Consider the following 19545-nt stretch of genomic DNA (forward strand, 5'->3'; position numbering starts at 1 on the left):
GTATTTCGGATTTTAAACTTCTAATTTTTAAAATGCTTACCTTTGCACTTTATTTATTTTTATTATGTTACAAATAGGGGAGTTTAATACGTTGAAAATTCTTAGAGATACTAAGGTTGGTTTATTTTTAGGAAGCGAAGAAACACAGGAAGATGATGTTTTGTTGCCTAATAAATATGTTCCAAAAGAATTTTCTATTGGAGATGATTTAACAGTATTTATATATTTAGATCATGAAGAACGTCCTGTTGCAACAACGCTTAAGCCTTATGTTAAACTGAATGAATTTGCACATTTAAAAGTAAATTACATGAATCAGTTTGGTGCTTTTTTAGATTGGGGATTAGAGAAAGATTTATTTGTTCCGTTTAAAGAGCAAGCCCGACCGATGGAAGTTGGAAAACGTTATTTGGTTTACATGCATTTGGATGAAAAAACCAATCGTTTGGTGGCTTCAAGTAGAACCAATAAATATTTGACGAATGAAAATGTTGATTTGGAACCTAACGAAGAAGTAAATATCTTAATTTCTCATATTACAGATGGCGGAATTAACGTTATTATTAATCAAAAGTATAAAGGTTTAGCTTATAAAAATGAAGTGTATACAGATGTAAAACCAGGGATGAAAACCGTTGGTTACATCAAAAATATTCGCCCTGACGGAAAAATTGATGTGATGCTTCGCAAAGTTGGAGTAGAAGCAATTGAACCTTCATCGCAAATTATTTTAGACGAATTAAAAGCCAATCGTGGTTTCTTGCGATTGACAGATAATTCGCATCCAGAAGACATCAAAACGGTGTTGAAAATGAGTAAAAAGAATTTCAAAAAAGCCGTAGGAAATTTATACAAACAAAAGTTAATCGAAATCAAAGAAGACGGAATTTATTTGGTTTAAAATGACAACAAAGAATAAAATATATTTTTCACTTAGCGTTTTAGTTTTGTTACTAACGTTTGTTGCCATTTTTCAAAATTTTGAAACTTTTTATTTTATTGGATTTGAAACTGAAATCATTTGGATACCAATTTGGGCAGCTGTTGTGATTTTACCACTTTTAAATTTATATGAAATTGCTGTAAATACGGATGATTATAATAAGTATTATTGGTTAGCTCTTGTAATTAATTTAATTTCTATTTTCTTCATTTTGAGATATTTCAAAATAGAATTTCTCTCATAATTTTTTCCTAATAAGTATTTCAGACTAATTTTTTATCATTAAATTTGTATATACAAATATTAGTTTATGAATCGCAAGAATTTCATAACATTACTTTCAGGAGGAATCGCTATGGCAAGTATACAACCGTTTTATAATTGGACAAAAGGATTAGTAGAAGAAGAGGAGAAGATGCCCGTTTTGTTTATTGGACATGGTTCGCCTATGAATGCTATTGAAGATAATGAGTTTTCAAAACGTTGGCAACTGATGGGTAAGGAAATTCCAACACCCAAAGCAGTTGTGGTAATTTCAGCACATTGGTTAACAAAAGGGACATTAGTTACCGCAATGCCAAATCCAAAAACGATTCACGATTTTGGAGGTTTCCCACAAGTATTGTTTGATGTGCAATATCCAGCGCCTGGAAATCCTGAATTAGCTTCAGAAATTCAAAAACTAATTACGAATCCAGCAGTAGAATTAGACCACGATTGGGGATTAGACCACGGCACTTGGTCGGTAGTAAAACACATGTGTCCTGATGCTGATATTCCGGTTTTACAATTAAGTATCGATTATTATAAACCAGCGGCTTATCATTATGAATTAGCAAAACAGTTACTTTCACTTCGCAAAAAAGGAATTTTAATTATCGGAAGCGGTAATATGGTGCATAATTTACGAATGGTAGCTTGGGATAAATTAAACGAATCCGAATACGGATTTGATTGGGCTTTAGAAATGAATGATATCTTCAAAAATAAAATTTCAAATGGTTTTCATAAAGAATTAATTCAATATGAAAAATTACATAAAGCCGCAACATTAGCTATTCCTTCACCCGACCATTATTATCCATTGCTGTACATTTTAGCATTACAAACCGATAATGATAAAGTAGAATTCTTCAACGATAAAGCCGTTGGAGGTTCGTTAACGATGACTTCTGTGAAAATTGGTTAATTATTCGCCTTCTTCATCATTAAATTTAAAAGGATAATCACCAAATTTTGGAGCCAATCTCTTGGTTTGATACGGTTTTCTGGAGAATTTATTTGAAATTGCAATAATAGTAACCGAATCTTTTACCAGTGTAACATATGATGATGTATTTCCATGCCACCAGCCGTTGTGAAAGAAGTATTTTTGACCCGTTTCAAATTCTAACATACGAACTCCTAATCCATAATTTCTAGTTCCTTTACGTTCATAACTATATCCTTTGAACATTTCTTCTTTCATTGCTGCACTCAAAAATTTATCAGAATATAAAGCCAAATCAAATTGTAGTAAATCGCGAGGTGTAGAATAAATATTTTTATCGCCATACACTTGATCTAAATATTCAAAAGCCAATCGTAAATAGTTGTTTTTATAGGATTGACTAACGTTGTCTTGTTTTGTTAAATCATTAAAAACAAAAGTGTTTTTCATGCCTAATGGATCAAAAATTAATTCTTGAAGCACTTGAGGATAGGTTTTTTTTGATACTTTTTCAATGATTAAAGCCAGTAATGCATAATTAGTGTTACAATAACCAAAACGGGTTCCTGGAGTGGATTCTAAGCCAATATTTTTTGTAGCTAAAAGGGTTAAAATATCTTGATTTGTTAGCGTTTTCTTTTTATCCCAAACGCCTTTATCATCAGTAAAATAAGCATAATTACGTAAGCCACTTCTGTGATTCAATAACATTCTTATTGTTGTTTTTTCGTGTGGAAATTCTGGCAAAATGGAAGTTACTAAGTCGTCTAATTTTAGTTTTTTAGCATCAACTAATTTCAAAATTGTTACAGCAGTTATTACTTTACTCACAGAAGCAATGTGCAAAGGTGTGTTTTGTTTTATTGAATCACCTTTTTCTTTATAGGCAAATCCACTATAGTTTTCATAAAGAATTTCACCGTTCTTAGCTACTAAGAAAGAACCACTGTAATCTTTACTATTAAATTTTTTTTCATAAAAAGCTTCCACTTCATTTCCCATTCTGTTTTTGTAAATGGTGGTGAGCGGAGCGAAATTTACAGCATATTCTGATACATTACCTTCTTTATCTTTAATTGTAGATTCTTTGTTTTCGTCGGGTTTGTTTTGGCAATTAACAAGTAATAAGCTTAGAAGTATGAGGAGTGTTTTATTCAACATGAGTAGTATTCTTAATCTCGATATTAGGATTTGTTTTTAATAAAAGGGTGATAAATTCTTTGCTTTTTTCTGGAGAAATATATATGTCATCATATTTGTTGTATGTAATGATTAAACCAATATGGCTCAATGCGGGTTTCCAAATGGTTGGCACCACAATTCCTTTATGGTGTTCAATTTTATTGATGTTTTTTATTTCAATTGTTCCGTTAAATGGACCAGATTTCCATAGTAAGCTGTCGTTTTTTATAATATAAAATGTTGTTTTGTAAGTCCAAAGTAAAAATAGAAAAATAACTAAATTAATTGCTAAAATAACTATAAAAGGTTCGATTGTGTCGTCAAACAACGCCGGAACTGTCATTCCAAACATAAATACAATTACCCCTATTAAAATGTATAAGTTTATTTTACTTGTTGCAGATTTAAAAATCACTTACAAAGCTAATTTTTTTTTCGTTTCTTTTTGAATTCCATCTTTGTGCAGTAGAACAGAAATTGCTTTTAATTTCATATAAGGTATACTCATATATACGTAACCTCCATTAGCTACTTTCTTTTCATCACTTCCCCAAGAGTTTTTTACTTTATAATAGATATTGCCTTTTTGATCTTTTACTTTTCCAACAATATGCATTAAGTGGTCGTCAGTAGTTGAAATATTTTCAAATTCTTGTTGACGGTATTCAGGTGTGATATTTTTTTCGGTAATAATTTCTGCTAAACCAGTTTTAGTATCTTCTTCTTTTTCCGGAATAAAAGCAATACCATATTTTCCTGAAAATGTTGGTTCAGAAACATCACAATCTAATGAAAGTGAATAACCTTTTGCTAATGCATGGTCTATGTTAGCAATGAATTCATCTAAAGGTAAGTTAAACATGCTTCCGTTTGAAAAATTATCAGGAATATTCAAAATAAACGGTTTGTAATTTGCTTCGTGCGTAAACGAAGTCAGTGTAACATAATTTTCAGGCTTAATTTTAGTAAATTCAGCAAATGATTTTGGTGTGTAATTTTTGCCTTCGTATTCGAATTTTGTTGGAATACTTCCTAAATAAATGTCTAAAACTGCATTAATGGCTTGTTTCCAATTAGGAGATAATTTCTTCCCTGGATTTTCAACATATGTTTTCAACATGGCTTCTAAAACGGCCACCATTTCAGCATGATTATGCTTCAATTCACCATCGTTTAAACCATCAAAAACGCTATTCGGAACCAAACCATTTTTAACAACACTATTTAATACATCGTGTGCTAAAGCACCTTCACTAAAATTAGCTTTTCCTTGACGCATTATGTAGTTTTCTGCTTTAGCCAAATAAGTGGTCCTCGCTTGAAACATCTCCGAAAGGTCGATTTTTTTTCCCGTCAAGCGAATAATTTCGGATTCTAAAAATGAGGAAGTAGAGAAACTCCAACATGTTCCAGTGATATCTTGTGAGATCACAGGTAAGCGTTCAACATCAATAACATCTTGAAATTCATAGTTTTGAGCCGAAGCTGTAAATAGCCCAGATGCAAACAGCAATCCGATATATAGGTTTTTCATAAATCTAATTGTTTTGAACTTGCAATATAATGCAAAAAATGAATTATTTTTACTGAAATTTAGTTTTAACAAAATTAAAGTATTTGAAATTTTAAATCAATTGTTTATGAGCACAATCAACTGGAAAACGGTAAAAGAATTTGAAGATATAACTTACAAAAAATGCGATGGTGTTGCCCGAATTGCTTTTAATAGACCTGATGTCCGTAATGCTTTTCGTCCTAAAACAACTAAAGAATTAATCGAAGCTTTTTATGATGCGCAAGAAGATACATCAATTGGTGTAGTGTTGCTTTCTGCTGAAGGACCAAGTTCAAAAGACGGCATTTGGAGTTTTTGCAGTGGTGGCGACCAAAAAGCTCGTGGTCATCAAGGTTACGTAGGCGAAGACGGTTACCACAGATTGAACATTTTAGAAGTACAACGTATGATTCGTTTTATGCCAAAAGCTGTGATTTGTGTAGTTCCGGGTTGGGCTGTTGGTGGCGGACATTCGCTTCATGTGGTGTGTGATTTGACGTTAGCAAGTAAAGAACACGCTATTTTTAAACAAACCGATGCGGATGTTACCAGTTTTGATGGTGGTTATGGTTCGGCTTATTTAGCTAAAATGGTAGGGCAAAAGAAAGCTAGAGAAATTTTCTTTTTAGGTAGAAATTACTCCGCGCAAGATGCTTTTGAAATGGGAATGGTAAATGCTGTAATTCCTCATGCTGAATTAGAAGACACAGCTTTTGAATGGGCACAAGAAATTCTAGCAAAATCACCAACGTCTATTAAAATGCTAAAATTTGCTATGAATTTAACCGATGACGGCATGGTAGGACAACAAGTTTTTGCAGGTGAAGCTACACGTTTAGCGTATATGACAGACGAAGCAAAAGAAGGAAGAGATGCGTTTTTAGAAAAACGTAAACCAAATTTTGAAAAGAAATATTTACCTTAATACTTGAAGTCAGAATTTAGAATTTAGAAAAAAAGAAAAAGTATGTCAAAATTCACCAATGAAGCGATAGAAATCAATGAATTACCCAAGTTTGAGGAAGTTCAGTTAAAACCCTTACAATCAAAATATTTTACTGTTATTGTTATCAATAGAAGTATTTTTAATTTGGTTTTGTTGATTGCTTTTTCTGCATTTTCGTATTTTAAAACCGAGCTTTTTTCAAACAGAGTTTGGTTAATTATGGGTGCAGTTATCGCTTGTATGATTATATTTTCGTATGTACTTGCAAAACTTAGTTTCAATAAAAAAGGGTTTGCATTTAGAACCCACGATGCTATTTATAAAGAGGGATTAATTTCAGAAACAACCACAATAATTCCGTTTAATCGTGTACAGCATGTGGCTTTACATCAAGGTTTTATTGCCCGAAAATTAGGTTTAGCTTCTATCGAATTGTTCACAGCTGGAGGAAGTAGTTCCGATTTAGAAATCCCAGGTTTGTTATTGGAAGAAGCGCAACAAATAAAAAATATGGTTTCGCAAAAAATCAATCCTTCAACTGAAATAACAGATACTTCATCTCCAGAAAATATAATTCTTGCCGAAAATGAAACCAATGACTAATTTTTCGCAACCTCAAAAACAATCGCTTTTAGGCGTGGTGGTCATGTTTGCCAATACGTTACAAAAATCGGTTCGTGCTTTTTGGCCAGTTTTATTGATTTGGTTGGTAAAATTTGAGTCACTAAATAAAGTAATGGTTTTTGGCGGAATTGCAGCGGTTATTGTCATAATTGCAATCATTTCTTATTTGCAATATCATTTTTTTACGTTTCATATTGACGAAGAAACCAATGAATTTATTATTCAAAAAGGCGTTTTAAATCGCACAAAAATCGCTATTCAATTGCATAAAATTCAACAAGTTAACATCAATCAAAGTTTAATTCAACGATTGGTTGGCGTGCATAAATTAGAAATTGACACCGCTGGAAGCGATAAAAAAGAAGCTTCAATTAGCGCCATTTCTCATGAATTAGCAACTATTTTGAAAGAACGATTAATCAATCATTCTGCAGTAGTAAACACCATTTCTCAGGAAAATGCAACAGAAGAAACGCCAACTTCGTTATTAAAAATTAGTTTAATCAGTTTAATTAAAATAGGTTTTACTTCAAATTACATAAAGAGTTTTGCGCTTTTGTTTGTGTTTTTTACAACTATCATGGAGAATTTGAGACAATTGCCAGATAATGATGTGATTAGTGAAGATAAGGTTGCCAATTATTTTGATAAATTTTCACTGTATTCTTCAATTGGGTTGGGTATTGCAATTGTCATTGCTTTGGTTTTGATTGTTAATTTGGTTCGAACTATTATAAAATATTTTGATTTTACGATTCAAAAAAACAAGCAATCTATTTTACTTTCTTACGGATTATTGGCAACAAAAAATACATTACTGAATCCGAACAAAGTTCAAAAAATTACCATTACTCAAAATTTCTTTCAGAAAAAACTTGATATTATCACTATTGGTGTGCATCAAGCTTCAAGTGATGCCGAAAAAGTGAAAGAAAAAGATAAAATTGAAGTGCCAGGTTGTACTCAATTAGAAAGTAATGAAATACTAAAATTACTGTTTGACAAACTTCCTCAAAAAGGAGCATTATTCTTGCCAAATTGGAGAAAATTAGCTGTAAATTTGTTTTTTTTACTCCTGCTTCCAATTGTTATTTCGTTATTGGTAAAGTTAAATACCGATTTTTTTACTTGGAACGAATGGTTTATTTATAGTACAATTTTTACCGTTTTTTCTGGAGTTCTGATATGGTTTTCCTATAAAAACTACAAGCTTTTTGTTTCCAACGATTTTATCATTAAACAAAATGGCGCTTGGGATATTAATAATGCAATTATTGAACCTTTTAAAATTCAAGCTATTGAAACCCAACAATTTTTCTGGCAAAAAAGCACAAATATTGGTTCGGTTACTTTGTCAACTGCTGGTGGAACGATTCGTTTTTCAACAGGAAATTATACCGAAATTAAAAATTTAGTCAATTATTGGTTGTATCAAATAGAAACTTCGAATAAGAATTGGATGTAAATGATTGAAGGTTGATGGGTGTTTGATGATTGAAGAAAATAAAATGAGAAAAATAGAATTTATGAACATAAAACCATGGATACAAGCCGCACGATTACGAACCTTACCACTTTCTGTTTCTGGAATAATTGTGGGTAGCGCTTATGCTTATTATCAAGGATTCTCTGATTGGAGAATCGTGGTTTTGGCATTGTTAACTACGTTAGGTTTACAAGTGTTGTCCAATTATGCAAACGATTATGGAGATGGCATAAAAGGAACTGATGCTAACAGAATTGGCGAAAAACGTTTAGTCGCAGCAGGAATAATCACAGCAGAGCAAATGAAAAAAGCCGTAATAATCACCGCAATTTTGACTTTTATTATAGCGTTATTGTTAATTTACGTTGCATTCGGAAAAGAAAATTTCGCACTAAGTTTGATTTATATCTTGCTAGGAATGGGTTCAATTGGTGCAGCTATTAAATACACAGTTGGAAAAAGCGCCTATGGTTACAGTGGTTTTGGCGATTTGTTTGTGTTTATTTTCTTTGGGTTGGTTTCAGTTATTGGTTCTAATTTTTTATTTACAAAGGAATTAGACGGTATCCTTTTCTTACCCGCATTTGCCATTGGGTGTCTTAGTGTTGCCGTTCTAAATTTAAACAATATGCGCGATATTGAAAACGATAAAATCGCAGGAAAAAATACGTTAGTTGTGAAATTAGGTTCAGAAAACGCAAAAGTATATCAGTATGGATTGATAATTTCTGCTTTGCTCTTATTGATTCTTTTTGGAAATCAATTATTATTTTCATTCCCACAATACAGTTTTGCTTTGGTTTTTATTATTTTGTTCAATCATTTAAAAACAGTAAATAAAAACAAGATTCCTAAAGAACTTGATTCTGAATTGAAAAAAGTAGCCTTGAGTACTTTTTTAGTTAGTATACTTTTAGCTGTAAGTTTAGTATTTTTGTCTTAATTAAGTTTTAATTTAATATGTAATGCTATGAAAATCACATTTTACGGACACGCTTGTATTGGAATTACCATAAATGATGTTCACATTTTAGTTGATCCATTTATTTCGGGAAACCCAAAAGCGTCTCATATCGATATTAATACACTGGAAGCTGATTTTATATTACTCACGCACGCGCATCAAGACCATATTTTAGACGTAGAAGCAATCGCAAAACGAACTGACGCTGTAGTTGTATCAAATTACGAAATTGCTTCTTATTTTGGAAATAAAGGCTTTAATTTTCATCCAATGAACCACGGAGGAAGTTGGGATTTTGAGTTCGGAACCGTAAAATATGTAATCGCACATCACACTTCGTCTTTTCCTGATGGAAGTTATGGCGGTCAACCAGGTGGATTTGTTATCGAAGGTGAACACAAAAATATCTACATAGCAGGTGATACTGCTTTAACAATGGATATGAAATTAATTCCTATGCGAACCAAATTAGATTTAGCGATTTTACCTATTGGAAGTAATTTTACAATGGATGTGGAAGATGCGATTATTGCTTCCGATTTTGTACAATGCGATAAAGTTTTAGGGTATCATTTTGATACATTTGGTTACATTGAAATCAATCATGAAGAAGCTAAACGTAAATTTTTCGACAAAGGAAAAGATTTGATGTTATTAGAAATTGGCCAAAGTATTGAATTGTAATTCTTTGGCACCCAAATTGTATTTACCTATTAAAAATTAAAATGAACAAACTATTATATTTCGTATTCGCCTTCTTCTTTTCCACTTCGTTTTTTGCTCAAAAAGATGGTTTTTGGGATAAAGAACGGGCAACTACAAAAGAAATTAGCCTTTCAGCAGGAAAACGAACACTAATTAAAGCAGAAGATTTACCCGTTGGAACAACCGAATTTGTATATAGAATTACCGTTTTAGACGAAAATCAAAAATTAACTTCGAGTTTGGTTTCGGTGTTAAAAGCCATTCCTGATCCAACTGGAATTAGCCAAGGAACAGCTGGAGCGATTCATTTAACATCTGCCATTTCGGGCGATGATAAATGTACCTATGCTTTGTTTCAAGAAGCAAATGCAGCTAATTCATTTTTGAAAGAAGGAAAAACGGATAGAGCTTGTTGGGAACAAAAAGAAAAAGTAAACAAAGAAGCAAAGTTGATTTCGTCATCTTCATTATGTTTGACCAATTTACCTAATTTATGGTTTGGATTTGAAAGTCAAAATTGGGTTATGAACCAAAAAATCGTCTTGGAAGTCGTGCCTTGGGTTGATTATAAAGCAAGTAGAGGTTGGGATAAAACCGCTAAAAATGAGGTTGTAACAATTGGTAAAAAATTAGAATGGTATAAAGTCTCACCAAATAAAGAATTGTTTTTAGCTCAATTTATCGAAAGTTTTACTGAAAAGTATAAATATTCAGAATTTAAACAATTGTTATCAATTGAAAAGAATAAAACTATTTTAGAAATACAAGAAATTGCTATAAAAAAAACGAATCAATTCGATTTTTATTTGGATAAAATTAGAGCAGAATCCATTCTTTTAAATAGAAATGGCAAAGTTGAAGAAGCTGTTTTAAAAATTCAAAACGAAATAATCGCCAAAAAATATGCTAAAGATGTAGATTATGGTTTGTTAGGGGATATTTATTTATTTTCAAAACAATATGCTAAGGCTGAAGAAAGTATTGAAAAAGCTATAAAAATGAATCCATCCGAATTGAGATATCATTTAATTTTAGCACATGTTTATTTATTTACCGATAGAGTTTCGGAAGCAAAGGATATTCATAAAATGTATAAAGATCAAAATATTTCATCTAAAGAAACTTGGATTAAACAAACCAATTACGATTTTGTAGAATTTGGATTAAAAGGATTTCCAACCGACAATTTCAAGAAAATATCACGAATTCTAGAATAATTTGCCAATGTCGAATTCAAATGTAAAATTAATTTTTCAGATTTTAATTTTGTTTTTAGCTTTTTCAACGAAAGCTCAAGACTCTACTTATACAGCTAAAGTTGATAGACAAACATTTTGGGATAATTTACCTAAACCGCTCAATTGGACAAACGATTACGAAAATATTTTTTCTGACGATGAAGAAGCTAAATTGAATCAAATTATAGCTGATTTTGAAAAAGAAACTACAGTTGAAATAGCGATAGTTACGATTGATACGTTCAAGGTATCTAGAGAAAAAATTAATGATTTATCGCTACATATTGCCAGAACTTGGGGTGTTGGAAAAAAAGAAAAATCGAATGGTATTTTAATCGCAATTTCTAAAGGATATAGGCAACTAAGAATTCAAAATGGTGATGGAATTACCCTTGTTTTATCGGATGATGAAACAGCGAAAATTATTCGAAATCAAATTATTCCATACTTTAAAAAAGAAGAATATTTTGAAGGAACCCAAGCAGGTTTATTTGAAATAATAAAATTATTGAAAGTTCGATTAAAATAAAACCTTTAAACGAATAAATACCTAAACTCTTAAACTAAAATTGAAAGCAACCTACAAAAAATATGTTCTTAATTTCAAGCGACCTAGTGGCACTTCTCGTGGTGTAATGTCGGAGAAAGAAACTTGGTTTTTATTTCTGGAAGAAAACGGAAAAATAGGAATTGGTGAGTGTGGAATTTTGCGATCACTTTCTATTGATGACCGACCAGATTATGAAGAAAAATTAAAATGGGTTTGTCATAATATTCATTTGGGAAAAGATCAACTGTGGCAAGAATTAATGGAATTCCCATCGATTCAATTTGGTGTGGAAATGGCATTTTTATCGTTGCAATCCAAAACTCCTTTCGAGTTATTTCCATCAGAATTTATTGAAGGTACAAAAAATATGTTGATAAATGGTTTGGTTTGGATGGGAGAGGAGCTCTTCATGAAAACCCAAATCGAAGAGAAATTAGCACAAGGATTTTCGTGTATTAAATTGAAAATTGGTGCAATTGATTTTGAGAAAGAATTGGGATTATTGCATTTTATTCGCCAAAATTTTGATGCTAAAACCATTGAAATTCGTGTAGATGCAAACGGTGCTTTTGGTTTAAATGAAGCTTTAGATAAATTAAATCAATTGGCTGGATTTGAATTACATAGTATTGAACAACCTATTCAAAAAAACCATACTGACAAGATGTCAGAACTGTGTAAAATCGCTCCTTTTCCTATTGCTTTAGATGAAGAATTAATTGGCGTGTTTGAAATTGAAACTAAGATAGAATTATTGACTAAAATTAAACCACAATACATCATTTTAAAGCCAAGTTTAGTTGGAGGTTTCAAAGGAACTTTAGAATGGATTGCTGTTGCAGAAAGTCTAAATATCGGTTGGTGGATTACTTCTGCTTTGGAAAGTAATATTGGTTTAAATGCAATTACACAATTTACATTTACACTTCAAAATCCATTGCCACAAGGTTTAGGAACTGGTGGTTTGTATACCAATAATTTTGATTGTCCGTTGGAAATTAAAAAGGGAAGAATTGCTTATAATCCAAATTTAGTATGGAATATTTCCAATTTAGTTTAAAATAAAAATGTCTAAATAGTAAAATATTTTCCTACTATTTAGACAAAATTAGGTTACTCTTTTTTCGCTTCAGCGCCATCTTTAGAAACTTCAACTTCGGTTTTACCGTCTGAATATTCTACTCCATCAGAACTTACTTTTATTTTTGTTCCTTCATCTTCTTTTACTTCAGCTGGAGCAGTTGTAGTTGAATCTACTGTCGTTTGTTCGATTGTAATTTCATTTACTACTGGCTCTTTTGGTTCTTCTTTACAAGAAACAAAAAACATAATTGACAACGCGCTTACTGCTAAACTTAATTTTTTCATAGTATAGGGTTTTATTTATTTCTTACAAGGTAGTCAATTTAAGTGAGGGATTTCATTTTTAGGTATTTATATTTCATTTCAAAATCTCAAAACCTTTTATTTTTTGGAATAAAGAAGTAATTTTGTGCTTCAATCTATACTTAATTTTACTGAATGTTTCGTTTAAAATTACCAACCGACCCAAGATGGGCTAACATTGCTGAAGGAAATTTAGAAGAAATTCTAACTGATCATGCTTGGTGCGAACTAAAAGCGGCTTCAAATGCGATTATGTTAATCAATTTATTGCCTGAATTTACTGAAATCACAACGGAATTAACCAAAATTTCAAAAGAAGAGTTGGATCATTTTGAGCAAGTGCATGAAATCATCAAAGCACGTGGTTGGGTTTTAGGACGCGAACGAAAAGACAGTTATGTAAACGATTTATTTAAGTTTATGAAGCCAGGAAATCGCAAGCATTTAATTGTAGAACGCATGTTGTTTGCGGCAATGATTGAAGCCAGAAGTTGCGAACGTTTTAAAGTACTTTCCGATAATATTCAAGACGAAGAATTAGCTGTTTTTTATAGAGAATTAATGATTTCGGAAGCCAACCATTATACTTCATTTTTACAATTTGCGCACGAATTAGCAGAAGAAGGTTACGACGTTAAAAAACGTTGGGAAGAATGGTTAGAATTTGAAGCAAAAGTGATTGAAAGTTACGGAAAATCGGAGACGATTCATGGGTAAAAGTTTGTAGTCTCAGTCTTATTGTTCAGTGATATACTGTGACTTAAAACTGCGACTGTCAATTATTCTTCGCTTCAATCCATTTACTCATATATTTGGTGCTTTGTAAACTTTGATGTTGCAAAATTTGTCCCAAAAAATTTTGATTTCTATGCGCTTTTAAATCCAGTTGAAGTGCTTCAATTCTATTCATAAAATCAGTGGCAAATACTTCTTTTTTGAACCGTTTTTCAAGGATCTTGTAGCCGTTTTTTTGAGCGGTTTCCCAAAGTGATTTATTGGTATACAATTCGACTGCTTTTTCAATAAAATCAGCTTCATCGGAAGTGATGTATCCATTCCAATCTAAATTCCCGTTCATTGCTTCGGCTCCCATTTTTGTGGTTATTGAAGGTAATCCCAATTGCATGGCTTCAAATAATTTGCCTTTCAAACCAGCTCCGTAGGGAATTGGTGCTAACAAAATTTTAGCTTTCGAATATACATCTGCAACACTTTCCGCTCTTCCTTTAATTAGAAATCCTTCTTTTTCGTTGTGCAATTGCTTGGCTTTTTCCGAAACATATGCGCCATACACATGAAGTGTTGCTTCGGGAAGCTCCTTTTTGATTGATTTCCAACATTTTTTTAAGGCTAAAACGGTTTGCCAATTGGGTTCGTGTAAAAAGTTACCTATGCTTACAAAATGTTGTCTGTCTTCAAATTTTGGAACATTTGGATTAACTTCTTCTGATAAAAAAGGTAAATAATATAAAATAGAAGCATCAATTTTGAAGGTTTCTTTTGCCAATTGCATTTCGTATTCCGAAATCAGTAATGCTAAATCACAGCGATAAATGGAAGCTATTTCGCGTTTAAAAATATCCGAAATATAATCTTCAAAAACCAACTCACGATTTTGTTTGTACGCCACTTCTCTGGCTTTCCGTAAAAAATGTAAGTCTTCTGTATCTAAAATTCGTAAAGCATTTGGGCAATTTTCCATCACACGCCAACCGTATTGCTCTTCTATCATAAATCGGTCAAAAAGGACAACATTTGGATTTAATGCTGCAATTTCAATATCAAAACTACTATCATTCAGTTGAATGGCTTTGGTTTTAACCGAAATCTGACTCAAATCAAACGAAAAATCTGATTTAGAAGCCGAACACAAAAATGTTATTTCATAACCTTGCTTTTGAAACAACGAAATGAGTTGCAACATTCTGCTTCCAGCAGCTGTTGAATTTGGTTCGGGCCAAACGGTTCCTATGATAACTAAATGCTTCATGTGACAAAAGTACAAGTTTTTCAGTAGTTCTCGATACAATTTTAAATTTCAAAAACTAAGGTTTTTAAATTTTAAAATCACTCGAAATGACGTTAAATTGTTTTCGTTTCTGTAGTTCTTTGAAAATCACTCGAAGTGACGGAGGTTTTATATTGCGAACTTTTGATTTAGAAATTTATTAATGTAATTTTGGCTACTAAATGATATTTCATGAATTCCTTCTTTAAATTTTGTCCAAGTTGTGCTTCAACCCATTTTACGTTTCCTGATAATCGTCGGTTTTTGTGTGATGATTGTGGTTTTACCTATTATCATAACATTGCGGCTGCTGTAGCGATTGTTTTTACGTTTGAAGACAAAGTTTTGTTTACAGTGCGAAATGTCGATCCAGACAAAGGAAAATGGGATTTACCAGGCGGATTTATCGACCCAAATGAAACGGCAGAAGAAGCGGCTTGTAGAGAAATCAAAGAAGAATTGGGAATAGAAATTTCAAACCACGATTTAAAATATATTACCACGTCACCAAATAATTATTTATACAAAAATGTTCCCTATAGAACAATGGATATTTTTTATGAATGTAAATTAACTTCAGATGTTATTAAAATAGCAGCAGCAGATGAAATTCAGGAGTTAATTTGGGTAAAACGTTCGGAAATTGATTTGAATCAAATTGGTTTTATCTCGATTCGAAAAGTAATCGGTGAAAAATATTTAGGTTAAGCACAATTAAAATGTCCGTTTGGCATTGGACGATAGGCGTAATATTGTAACACTTCTTCGATAGCTAATTTGAGTGCTTTATTTATCGGAACAATTACATTTCCCAATTGAAAATCGATTTGTGATAGATTCATGTAGTAATCGGTGAAAATAGGAATTGGTAAGCCTTTGTTGATTAATTCGGTTGATTTATTATAATTTTCGGCTTGACCTTCTTTGATAATTTTGCAAGTTGCCAATCGCAATTGACCATATTTATCGGTATTGGCTCCAAATCCAAAAAGACGGCAAATTAAACCTCGATATTGATAGCTGCTGCAATTTCCTTTGTTTTTATCCAACAATGAAAGCGGATTATAAATAAAACAACGGTTTACAGTAGATTTGTTTAGTGTGTTTAATACTTTTTCGGCTTCACCATTTAAAAATAAGTGAAAAGCCCATGGTAAAAACTCTAAAGGTGAAGCATCAATTTCGGGATGATTGCAACATTTGCCACAACCAGTAACGCAACTTAATTTAGTGTATGATTGAAATTCTTTTATTTCAACATCCAAATTTTGGAATAATTCTTCTACCAAAACAACACGTTGCTCGATGGTCATAATTTTTTACCGAAGGTAGACTATAATTTGGTAGTTTGTTTGATTTACCAGTTTTAATTCAACTAACTGAAAACAAGTGTTTTATATAGGTTTTTTATAGTTGTCAGGAAAAGGTCTGTAAGCATAATATTGCAAAACTTCTTCTAAAGCGGCTTTCATAGCTTTATTTACAGGCAAAAAAACATTTCCAAGCTTAAAATCTATTTGCGAAAGTTGCATGTAGTATTCTGTAAATATAGGCACAGATAAATCAGTATTTATAGCAATTGTGGCATTTTCAAAATTTGTTGCTTGTCCTTCTTTGATAATATTACACGTTGCAATACGTAATTTTCCGTATTTATCCGTTGTGGCACCAAAACCAAAAAGTCTGCAAATTAATCCTCGATATTGGTAGGTACTGCAATTTCCGGTTGTAAATTCTGCCAACGATTTTGGGCGATATAAAAAGCAAGTAGCTGTTGTGCTTTGTTCTAATTCTATTAGCGTTTCTTCGGCTTGACCGTTTAAAAAAATATGAAAAGCCCAAGGTAAAAATTCAAGAGGTGAAGCGTCAATTTGAGGTGTTGAGCAACATTTTCCACAACCAGCAATGCAACCCAATTTTGTTTCTTTTTGAAAAGCTATAATTTCCACGTCGAGATTTTGAAACAATGTTTCAACTAATTTTACGCGATTTTCTATGGAATTATCCATTTTTTTGGTTTAGAATTTAGATAAAAAAAGCGCTCAATTATTTGAACGCTTTGTATTTAAAGAACGCACTTAAATTTTACAGTGGTAAAAGTACAAAAATCCAAAAGAATTGTTGCTTTTAACGTTCAAAGTAATGTTACAATGAAAAAGACGATTAATTGTTAAGTAAATTTTTTTCCAAGGCAATTGTAATTAATCCGGCAACGTTTTTTGCGCCTGTTTTAGTGAATAAATTAGCTCTGTGTGTTTCTACGGTATTTACGCTAATAAATAATCTTTGGGCAATTTGTTTAGATGTGAATTCTTCCATAATTAATTTAAGAATTTCTATTTCTCTTTTGGTTAGTTTTGGAAAATAATCGTCGTATACTTTTTTTTCTGGTGCAAAAAAATGGGATACTTTTTCATGGAGATAAATTTTATTTTGTAAAACGATTTCAATACCATTTATCAATTCTTCACTTGAAATATTTTTAACCATATACCCTGAAGCACCATTGGCTAGCGCTTTTATGATTAACGCCTTGCTGATATAGCTAGTGAAAATTATAATTTTTAAATTGGGATCTAATTTTTTAATTTTTTCACAATATTCAAGACCATCATTTTTTTCTATTTGGATATCAAGGAGAAGAATGTCTAAAGTGTTTCCTTCGTTTAAATAATCTTTAATTTCTTTAAAATTTGTAAATCCTCTGATGAAAGAGTATTTAGGTTTTTTTTTGAGCACAAATTGTATTGCCTCAAAAAGTATGATATGATCATCTAATAGTGCGATTTTAATCATGTTGAATTAGTTGTGTTGGTTAAGTTGAATATTATATTTATGATAGTACCGCTATTTGGGGAGCTTTCTATTTCAAATTTTCCATTTACATTTTTGATGTAATTTTGTATTTCTCGAATTCCTTGGCCTTTGTATTCTTTATCAATATCAAATCCAATTCCGTTATCTTCGATTGTAATATGAATTTTGTTTTTTACTTTATAAATGTTTAAAATACATTCTGTGGCTTTGGAGTGTTTTAATATATTACCTATAAACTCTTGTGCTATACGATAAATAAACAAAGCATAATATTCGTCAATTTCATCATCAATTCCTGAAGAGAAATAATCGATATGTATTTTGGTTTGGTTGTTAAAATCTCGGACTAATTCTAAGATTGAGTTATCTAATCCGTTATCGTGTATGTTTTGAGGTAATAAATTATGAGAAATTTGACGTATTTCATCAATTATTTTATCAATAAAACCTGATATATGTCGTTGGCATTCTTTATTTGGTTGCTGTTCGTCTAAAATATTTTCAATCATTAATTTTAAAACAGCCATTTTTGCGCCTACAATATCATGTAATTCATTGGAAATTCGTTTTCGTTCTCTATCTTCAGTTCTTAAAATGGTTAAAAATGTGTTGGTCTGAATTTTTGAGTTAATAATGTCCTTTTGAGTGTTTATTTCTTTATTGTTAAAAAAAAGTATAATTGTTGCAAAAATGATTATAATAGTAAAGATAATGAAAATATAAAGAAAGTTTTCTTTTTGTTTTTCTTGTTTTTCATTTTTTAATTTAAATTTAGTAATGATAAGTTTTTGATTGATATCGTTGTATTTTAGTTCTGCTTCTTGGATATAAGCATCTACATATAAATCATCACTTTTTTTCTTTAATTCCTTATATTCTTCTAAAACTTCAAAAGCTTCTTTAAATTTATTTAATTCTTTAAGAATTTTAATTTTACTGATTTGAGTGTTTAAAATATATAAATCAGAACTCCCTTTTTTAAAGTAATAAAGAGCCGAATCAATGTTTGTTAACGCACTATTTAATTTTTTTTCTATTAAATTAATGTGTGAATATGTTTTATAGTAAAGCCCTTTTTGATAGGTATTATTAGCTTTAAATGATAAGGTTTTAATGATTTTTAAAGATTCTTTTGCGGCCGATTTTTTATTAATTTTAGCATTAAAATTAGCAGAATTGTAGTGATAAGTAAATTTAATAATTTCATTATCGGGGTTGTTTTCTAATAATTCTTGGTGCTTTTGATGGTAATATTTTGATTTTTTATAATCATTAATAGTTGCATAAGTACTGGTTAGATTATTAAGTAATAAATTTTTCTCAGAAATGTAGTTTTTAACGGGTAATTGATTATAAGCTTGTAAGTAATATTCTATTGCTTTTTCTTCTTTTAAATCCAAAGAATATAAGTTACCTAAACCATTTAAAATAATAGCAATTTCTTTTTTATTGTTTTTAATCTTAGCAAAATTATAAGCTTTCAAAAAATTTTCAAATGCAAACTTTGTATTTCCAGTATTTAAGAAAAACAATGCTTTTCTAGTGTAGCCAATATTTTTAAAATATTCGCTTTTGCTTTGAATAAGCTCTTTAATGAGCGGTTCAGTTCTTTTATATTGATAGTTTCTTTGATGGAAATCAATTCTGATTTTTATTAATTCTAATCTTAAAGAGTCGTTAGGATTTGCTTTAATATAGTTTTCAGCTAAAACAATAAGATCATCTAGTTTTTTCTGATTGTTGCAATATACAGACAAGCTGTCAATATCTTCAAATGAGTTTATTAAGTTTTGTTTAATCTCTTGCGCTAAACAAGTACAACTAAATAGTAAAAAGACTAATAATTTTATTCTCATTTGTAAGTAAAAATAATAACTTATAATAACAAAAATATCAAAGTTTTAGGCAATATAACTAGTGGTAAACGACTA

At 31.0% G+C, this 19545-nt stretch carries 22 protein-coding genes; 13 read left to right on the plus strand and 9 right to left on the minus strand.

The features are described from left to right. Positions 1–64: 64 nt before the first annotated feature. The 3 genes from OLM52_RS00585 to ygiD all read left to right on the plus strand — a co-directional run bounded on the left by OLM52_RS00585 (position 65) and on the right by ygiD (position 2132). The gene (locus tag OLM52_RS00585; protein WP_264549222.1) at positions 65–901 is read left to right on the plus strand and encodes a S1 RNA-binding domain-containing protein; all 837 of its coding nucleotides are present in this window, start codon (positions 65–67) and stop codon (positions 899–901) included. 1 nt (position 902) lies between these two features. Continuing rightward, positions 903–1187 (plus strand): hypothetical protein, encoded by a 285-nt coding sequence (locus OLM52_RS00590; RefSeq protein WP_264549223.1) that lies wholly within the window; start codon positions 903–905, stop codon positions 1185–1187. Between the two features lie 66 nt (positions 1188–1253). Beyond that, positions 1254–2132, plus strand: a complete 879-nt coding sequence (gene ygiD, locus OLM52_RS00595; RefSeq protein WP_264549224.1) for a 4,5-DOPA dioxygenase extradiol — start codon at positions 1254–1256, stop codon at positions 2130–2132. Here the strand turns inward: ygiD and OLM52_RS00600 are convergent, their stop codons facing one another. From OLM52_RS00600 to OLM52_RS00610, 3 genes are read right to left on the minus strand one after another with little or no spacing between them, the layout of a single operon-like run. After that, positions 2133–3314, minus strand: a complete 1182-nt coding sequence (locus tag OLM52_RS00600; RefSeq protein WP_264549225.1) for a serine hydrolase domain-containing protein — start codon at positions 3312–3314, stop codon at positions 2133–2135. Continuing rightward, on the minus strand, positions 3304–3750 hold the full coding sequence (locus OLM52_RS00605) for a PH domain-containing protein (RefSeq protein ID WP_264549226.1): 447 nt from the start codon (positions 3748–3750) through the stop codon (positions 3304–3306). Before OLM52_RS00605 ends, OLM52_RS00600 begins: the two co-directional genes overlap by 11 nt. Next, positions 3751–4869, minus strand: coding sequence for a C1 family peptidase (locus OLM52_RS00610; RefSeq protein WP_264549227.1), 1119 nt, complete (start codon positions 4867–4869; stop codon positions 3751–3753). A gap of 106 nt (positions 4870–4975) precedes the next feature. On the opposite strand from OLM52_RS00610, the gene OLM52_RS00615 reads away from it, so the two are divergent. From OLM52_RS00615 to OLM52_RS00650, 8 genes are read left to right on the plus strand one after another with little or no spacing between them, the layout of a single operon-like run. Further along, on the plus strand, positions 4976–5815 hold the full coding sequence (locus OLM52_RS00615) for a 1,4-dihydroxy-2-naphthoyl-CoA synthase (RefSeq protein ID WP_264549228.1): 840 nt from the start codon (positions 4976–4978) through the stop codon (positions 5813–5815). Positions 5816–5857: 42 nt separating this feature from the next. Further along, entirely contained in the window at positions 5858–6439 is a 582-nt protein-coding gene (locus OLM52_RS00620) for a PH domain-containing protein (RefSeq protein WP_264549229.1), read from the plus strand. Next, positions 6432–7925 carry a PH domain-containing protein gene (locus OLM52_RS00625; RefSeq protein WP_264549230.1) on the plus strand — a complete coding sequence of 498 codons (1494 nt, stop codon included), beginning with the start codon at positions 6432–6434 and terminating at the stop codon, positions 7923–7925. The genes OLM52_RS00620 and OLM52_RS00625 overlap by 8 nt, the downstream gene beginning before the upstream one ends. 43 nt (positions 7926–7968) lie before the next feature. Beyond that, the gene (menA, locus tag OLM52_RS00630) at positions 7969–8889 is read left to right on the plus strand and encodes a 1,4-dihydroxy-2-naphthoate octaprenyltransferase (protein WP_264549231.1); all 921 of its coding nucleotides are present in this window, start codon (positions 7969–7971) and stop codon (positions 8887–8889) included. Between the two features lie 27 nt (positions 8890–8916). Then, positions 8917–9594 carry a metal-dependent hydrolase gene (locus OLM52_RS00635; protein ID WP_264549232.1) on the plus strand — a complete coding sequence of 226 codons (678 nt, stop codon included), beginning with the start codon at positions 8917–8919 and terminating at the stop codon, positions 9592–9594. Positions 9595–9635: 41 nt separating this feature from the next. Further along, complete coding sequence (locus tag OLM52_RS00640) at positions 9636–10832, plus strand: tetratricopeptide repeat protein (RefSeq protein ID WP_264549233.1); 1197 nt, start codon at positions 9636–9638, stop codon at positions 10830–10832. Positions 10833–10839: 7 nt separating this feature from the next. Further along, positions 10840–11382 (plus strand): TPM domain-containing protein, encoded by a 543-nt coding sequence (locus OLM52_RS00645; protein WP_264549234.1) that lies wholly within the window; start codon positions 10840–10842, stop codon positions 11380–11382. Between the two features lie 40 nt (positions 11383–11422). Continuing rightward, entirely contained in the window at positions 11423–12463 is a 1041-nt protein-coding gene (locus OLM52_RS00650; RefSeq protein WP_264549235.1) for an o-succinylbenzoate synthase, read from the plus strand. A gap of 53 nt (positions 12464–12516) precedes the next feature. On the opposite strand, the gene OLM52_RS00655 is transcribed toward OLM52_RS00650, so the two are convergent. Beyond that, the gene (locus OLM52_RS00655) at positions 12517–12771 is read right to left on the minus strand and encodes a hypothetical protein (RefSeq protein ID WP_264549236.1); all 255 of its coding nucleotides are present in this window, start codon (positions 12769–12771) and stop codon (positions 12517–12519) included. A 153-nt stretch (positions 12772–12924) separates the two neighbouring features. Between OLM52_RS00655 and OLM52_RS00660 the strand changes: the two genes are divergently transcribed. Further along, a complete protein-coding gene (locus OLM52_RS00660; RefSeq protein ID WP_264549237.1) occupies positions 12925–13506 on the plus strand; it encodes a tRNA-(ms[2]io[6]A)-hydroxylase in 582 nt (193 codons plus the stop codon). A 58-nt stretch (positions 13507–13564) separates the two neighbouring features. Here the strand turns inward: OLM52_RS00660 and OLM52_RS00665 are convergent, their stop codons facing one another. Further along, positions 13565–14779 (minus strand): glycosyltransferase family 4 protein, encoded by a 1215-nt coding sequence (locus OLM52_RS00665; RefSeq protein WP_264549238.1) that lies wholly within the window; start codon positions 14777–14779, stop codon positions 13565–13567. A 210-nt stretch (positions 14780–14989) separates the two neighbouring features. On the opposite strand from OLM52_RS00665, the gene OLM52_RS00670 reads away from it, so the two are divergent. Continuing rightward, the gene (locus OLM52_RS00670) at positions 14990–15505 is read left to right on the plus strand and encodes an NUDIX hydrolase (protein ID WP_264549239.1); all 516 of its coding nucleotides are present in this window, start codon (positions 14990–14992) and stop codon (positions 15503–15505) included. Here OLM52_RS00670 and OLM52_RS00675 read toward each other — a convergent pair. From OLM52_RS00675 to OLM52_RS00690, 4 genes are all read right to left on the minus strand, one after another. Then, the gene (locus tag OLM52_RS00675) at positions 15502–16110 is read right to left on the minus strand and encodes a YkgJ family cysteine cluster protein (protein ID WP_264549240.1); all 609 of its coding nucleotides are present in this window, start codon (positions 16108–16110) and stop codon (positions 15502–15504) included. The two genes, OLM52_RS00670 and OLM52_RS00675, sit on opposite strands and share 4 nt — an antisense overlap. 81 nt (positions 16111–16191) lie before the next feature. Continuing rightward, positions 16192–16806, minus strand: coding sequence for a YkgJ family cysteine cluster protein (locus tag OLM52_RS00680; RefSeq protein ID WP_264549241.1), 615 nt, complete (start codon positions 16804–16806; stop codon positions 16192–16194). A 154-nt stretch (positions 16807–16960) separates the two neighbouring features. Continuing rightward, the gene (locus tag OLM52_RS00685; protein ID WP_264549242.1) at positions 16961–17593 is read right to left on the minus strand and encodes a response regulator; all 633 of its coding nucleotides are present in this window, start codon (positions 17591–17593) and stop codon (positions 16961–16963) included. Continuing rightward, positions 17590–19470: a sensor histidine kinase gene (locus tag OLM52_RS00690; protein WP_264549243.1), complete on the minus strand. Its 1881-nt coding sequence runs from the start codon at positions 19468–19470 to the stop codon at positions 17590–17592. Before OLM52_RS00690 ends, OLM52_RS00685 begins: the two co-directional genes overlap by 4 nt. Positions 19471–19545 lie beyond the last annotated feature (75 nt).

The sequence above is a fragment of the Flavobacterium sp. N2820 genome (assembly GCF_025947285.1).
Lineage (GTDB): Bacteria > Bacteroidota > Bacteroidia > Flavobacteriales > Flavobacteriaceae > Flavobacterium.

Coding starts and splice junctions, on each gene's coding strand:
- OLM52_RS00585 (WP_264549222.1), top strand. CDS start 65: ATGTTACAAATAGGGGAGTTTAATACGTTGAAAATTCTTAGAGATACT.
- OLM52_RS00590 (WP_264549223.1), top strand. CDS start 903: ATGACAACAAAGAATAAAATATATTTTTCACTTAGCGTTTTAGTTTTG.
- ygiD (WP_264549224.1), top strand. CDS start 1,254: ATGAATCGCAAGAATTTCATAACATTACTTTCAGGAGGAATCGCTATG.
- OLM52_RS00600 (WP_264549225.1), bottom strand. CDS start 3,314: ATGTTGAATAAAACACTCCTCATACTTCTAAGCTTATTACTTGTTAAT.
- OLM52_RS00610 (WP_264549227.1), bottom strand. CDS start 4,869: ATGAAAAACCTATATATCGGATTGCTGTTTGCATCTGGGCTATTTACA.
- OLM52_RS00615 (WP_264549228.1), top strand. CDS start 4,976: ATGAGCACAATCAACTGGAAAACGGTAAAAGAATTTGAAGATATAACT.
- OLM52_RS00620 (WP_264549229.1), top strand. CDS start 5,858: ATGTCAAAATTCACCAATGAAGCGATAGAAATCAATGAATTACCCAAG.
- OLM52_RS00625 (WP_264549230.1), top strand. CDS start 6,432: ATGACTAATTTTTCGCAACCTCAAAAACAATCGCTTTTAGGCGTGGTG.
- menA (WP_264549231.1), top strand. CDS start 7,969: ATGAGAAAAATAGAATTTATGAACATAAAACCATGGATACAAGCCGCA.
- OLM52_RS00635 (WP_264549232.1), top strand. CDS start 8,917: ATGAAAATCACATTTTACGGACACGCTTGTATTGGAATTACCATAAAT.
- OLM52_RS00640 (WP_264549233.1), top strand. CDS start 9,636: ATGAACAAACTATTATATTTCGTATTCGCCTTCTTCTTTTCCACTTCG.
- OLM52_RS00645 (WP_264549234.1), top strand. CDS start 10,840: ATGTCGAATTCAAATGTAAAATTAATTTTTCAGATTTTAATTTTGTTT.
- OLM52_RS00655 (WP_264549236.1), bottom strand. CDS start 12,771: ATGAAAAAATTAAGTTTAGCAGTAAGCGCGTTGTCAATTATGTTTTTT.
- OLM52_RS00660 (WP_264549237.1), top strand. CDS start 12,925: ATGTTTCGTTTAAAATTACCAACCGACCCAAGATGGGCTAACATTGCT.
- OLM52_RS00665 (WP_264549238.1), bottom strand. CDS start 14,779: ATGAAGCATTTAGTTATCATAGGAACCGTTTGGCCCGAACCAAATTCA.
- OLM52_RS00670 (WP_264549239.1), top strand. CDS start 14,990: ATGAATTCCTTCTTTAAATTTTGTCCAAGTTGTGCTTCAACCCATTTT.
- OLM52_RS00675 (WP_264549240.1), bottom strand. CDS start 16,110: ATGACCATCGAGCAACGTGTTGTTTTGGTAGAAGAATTATTCCAAAAT.
- OLM52_RS00680 (WP_264549241.1), bottom strand. CDS start 16,806: ATGGATAATTCCATAGAAAATCGCGTAAAATTAGTTGAAACATTGTTT.
- OLM52_RS00685 (WP_264549242.1), bottom strand. CDS start 17,593: ATGATTAAAATCGCACTATTAGATGATCATATCATACTTTTTGAGGCA.
- OLM52_RS00690 (WP_264549243.1), bottom strand. CDS start 19,470: ATGAGAATAAAATTATTAGTCTTTTTACTATTTAGTTGTACTTGTTTA.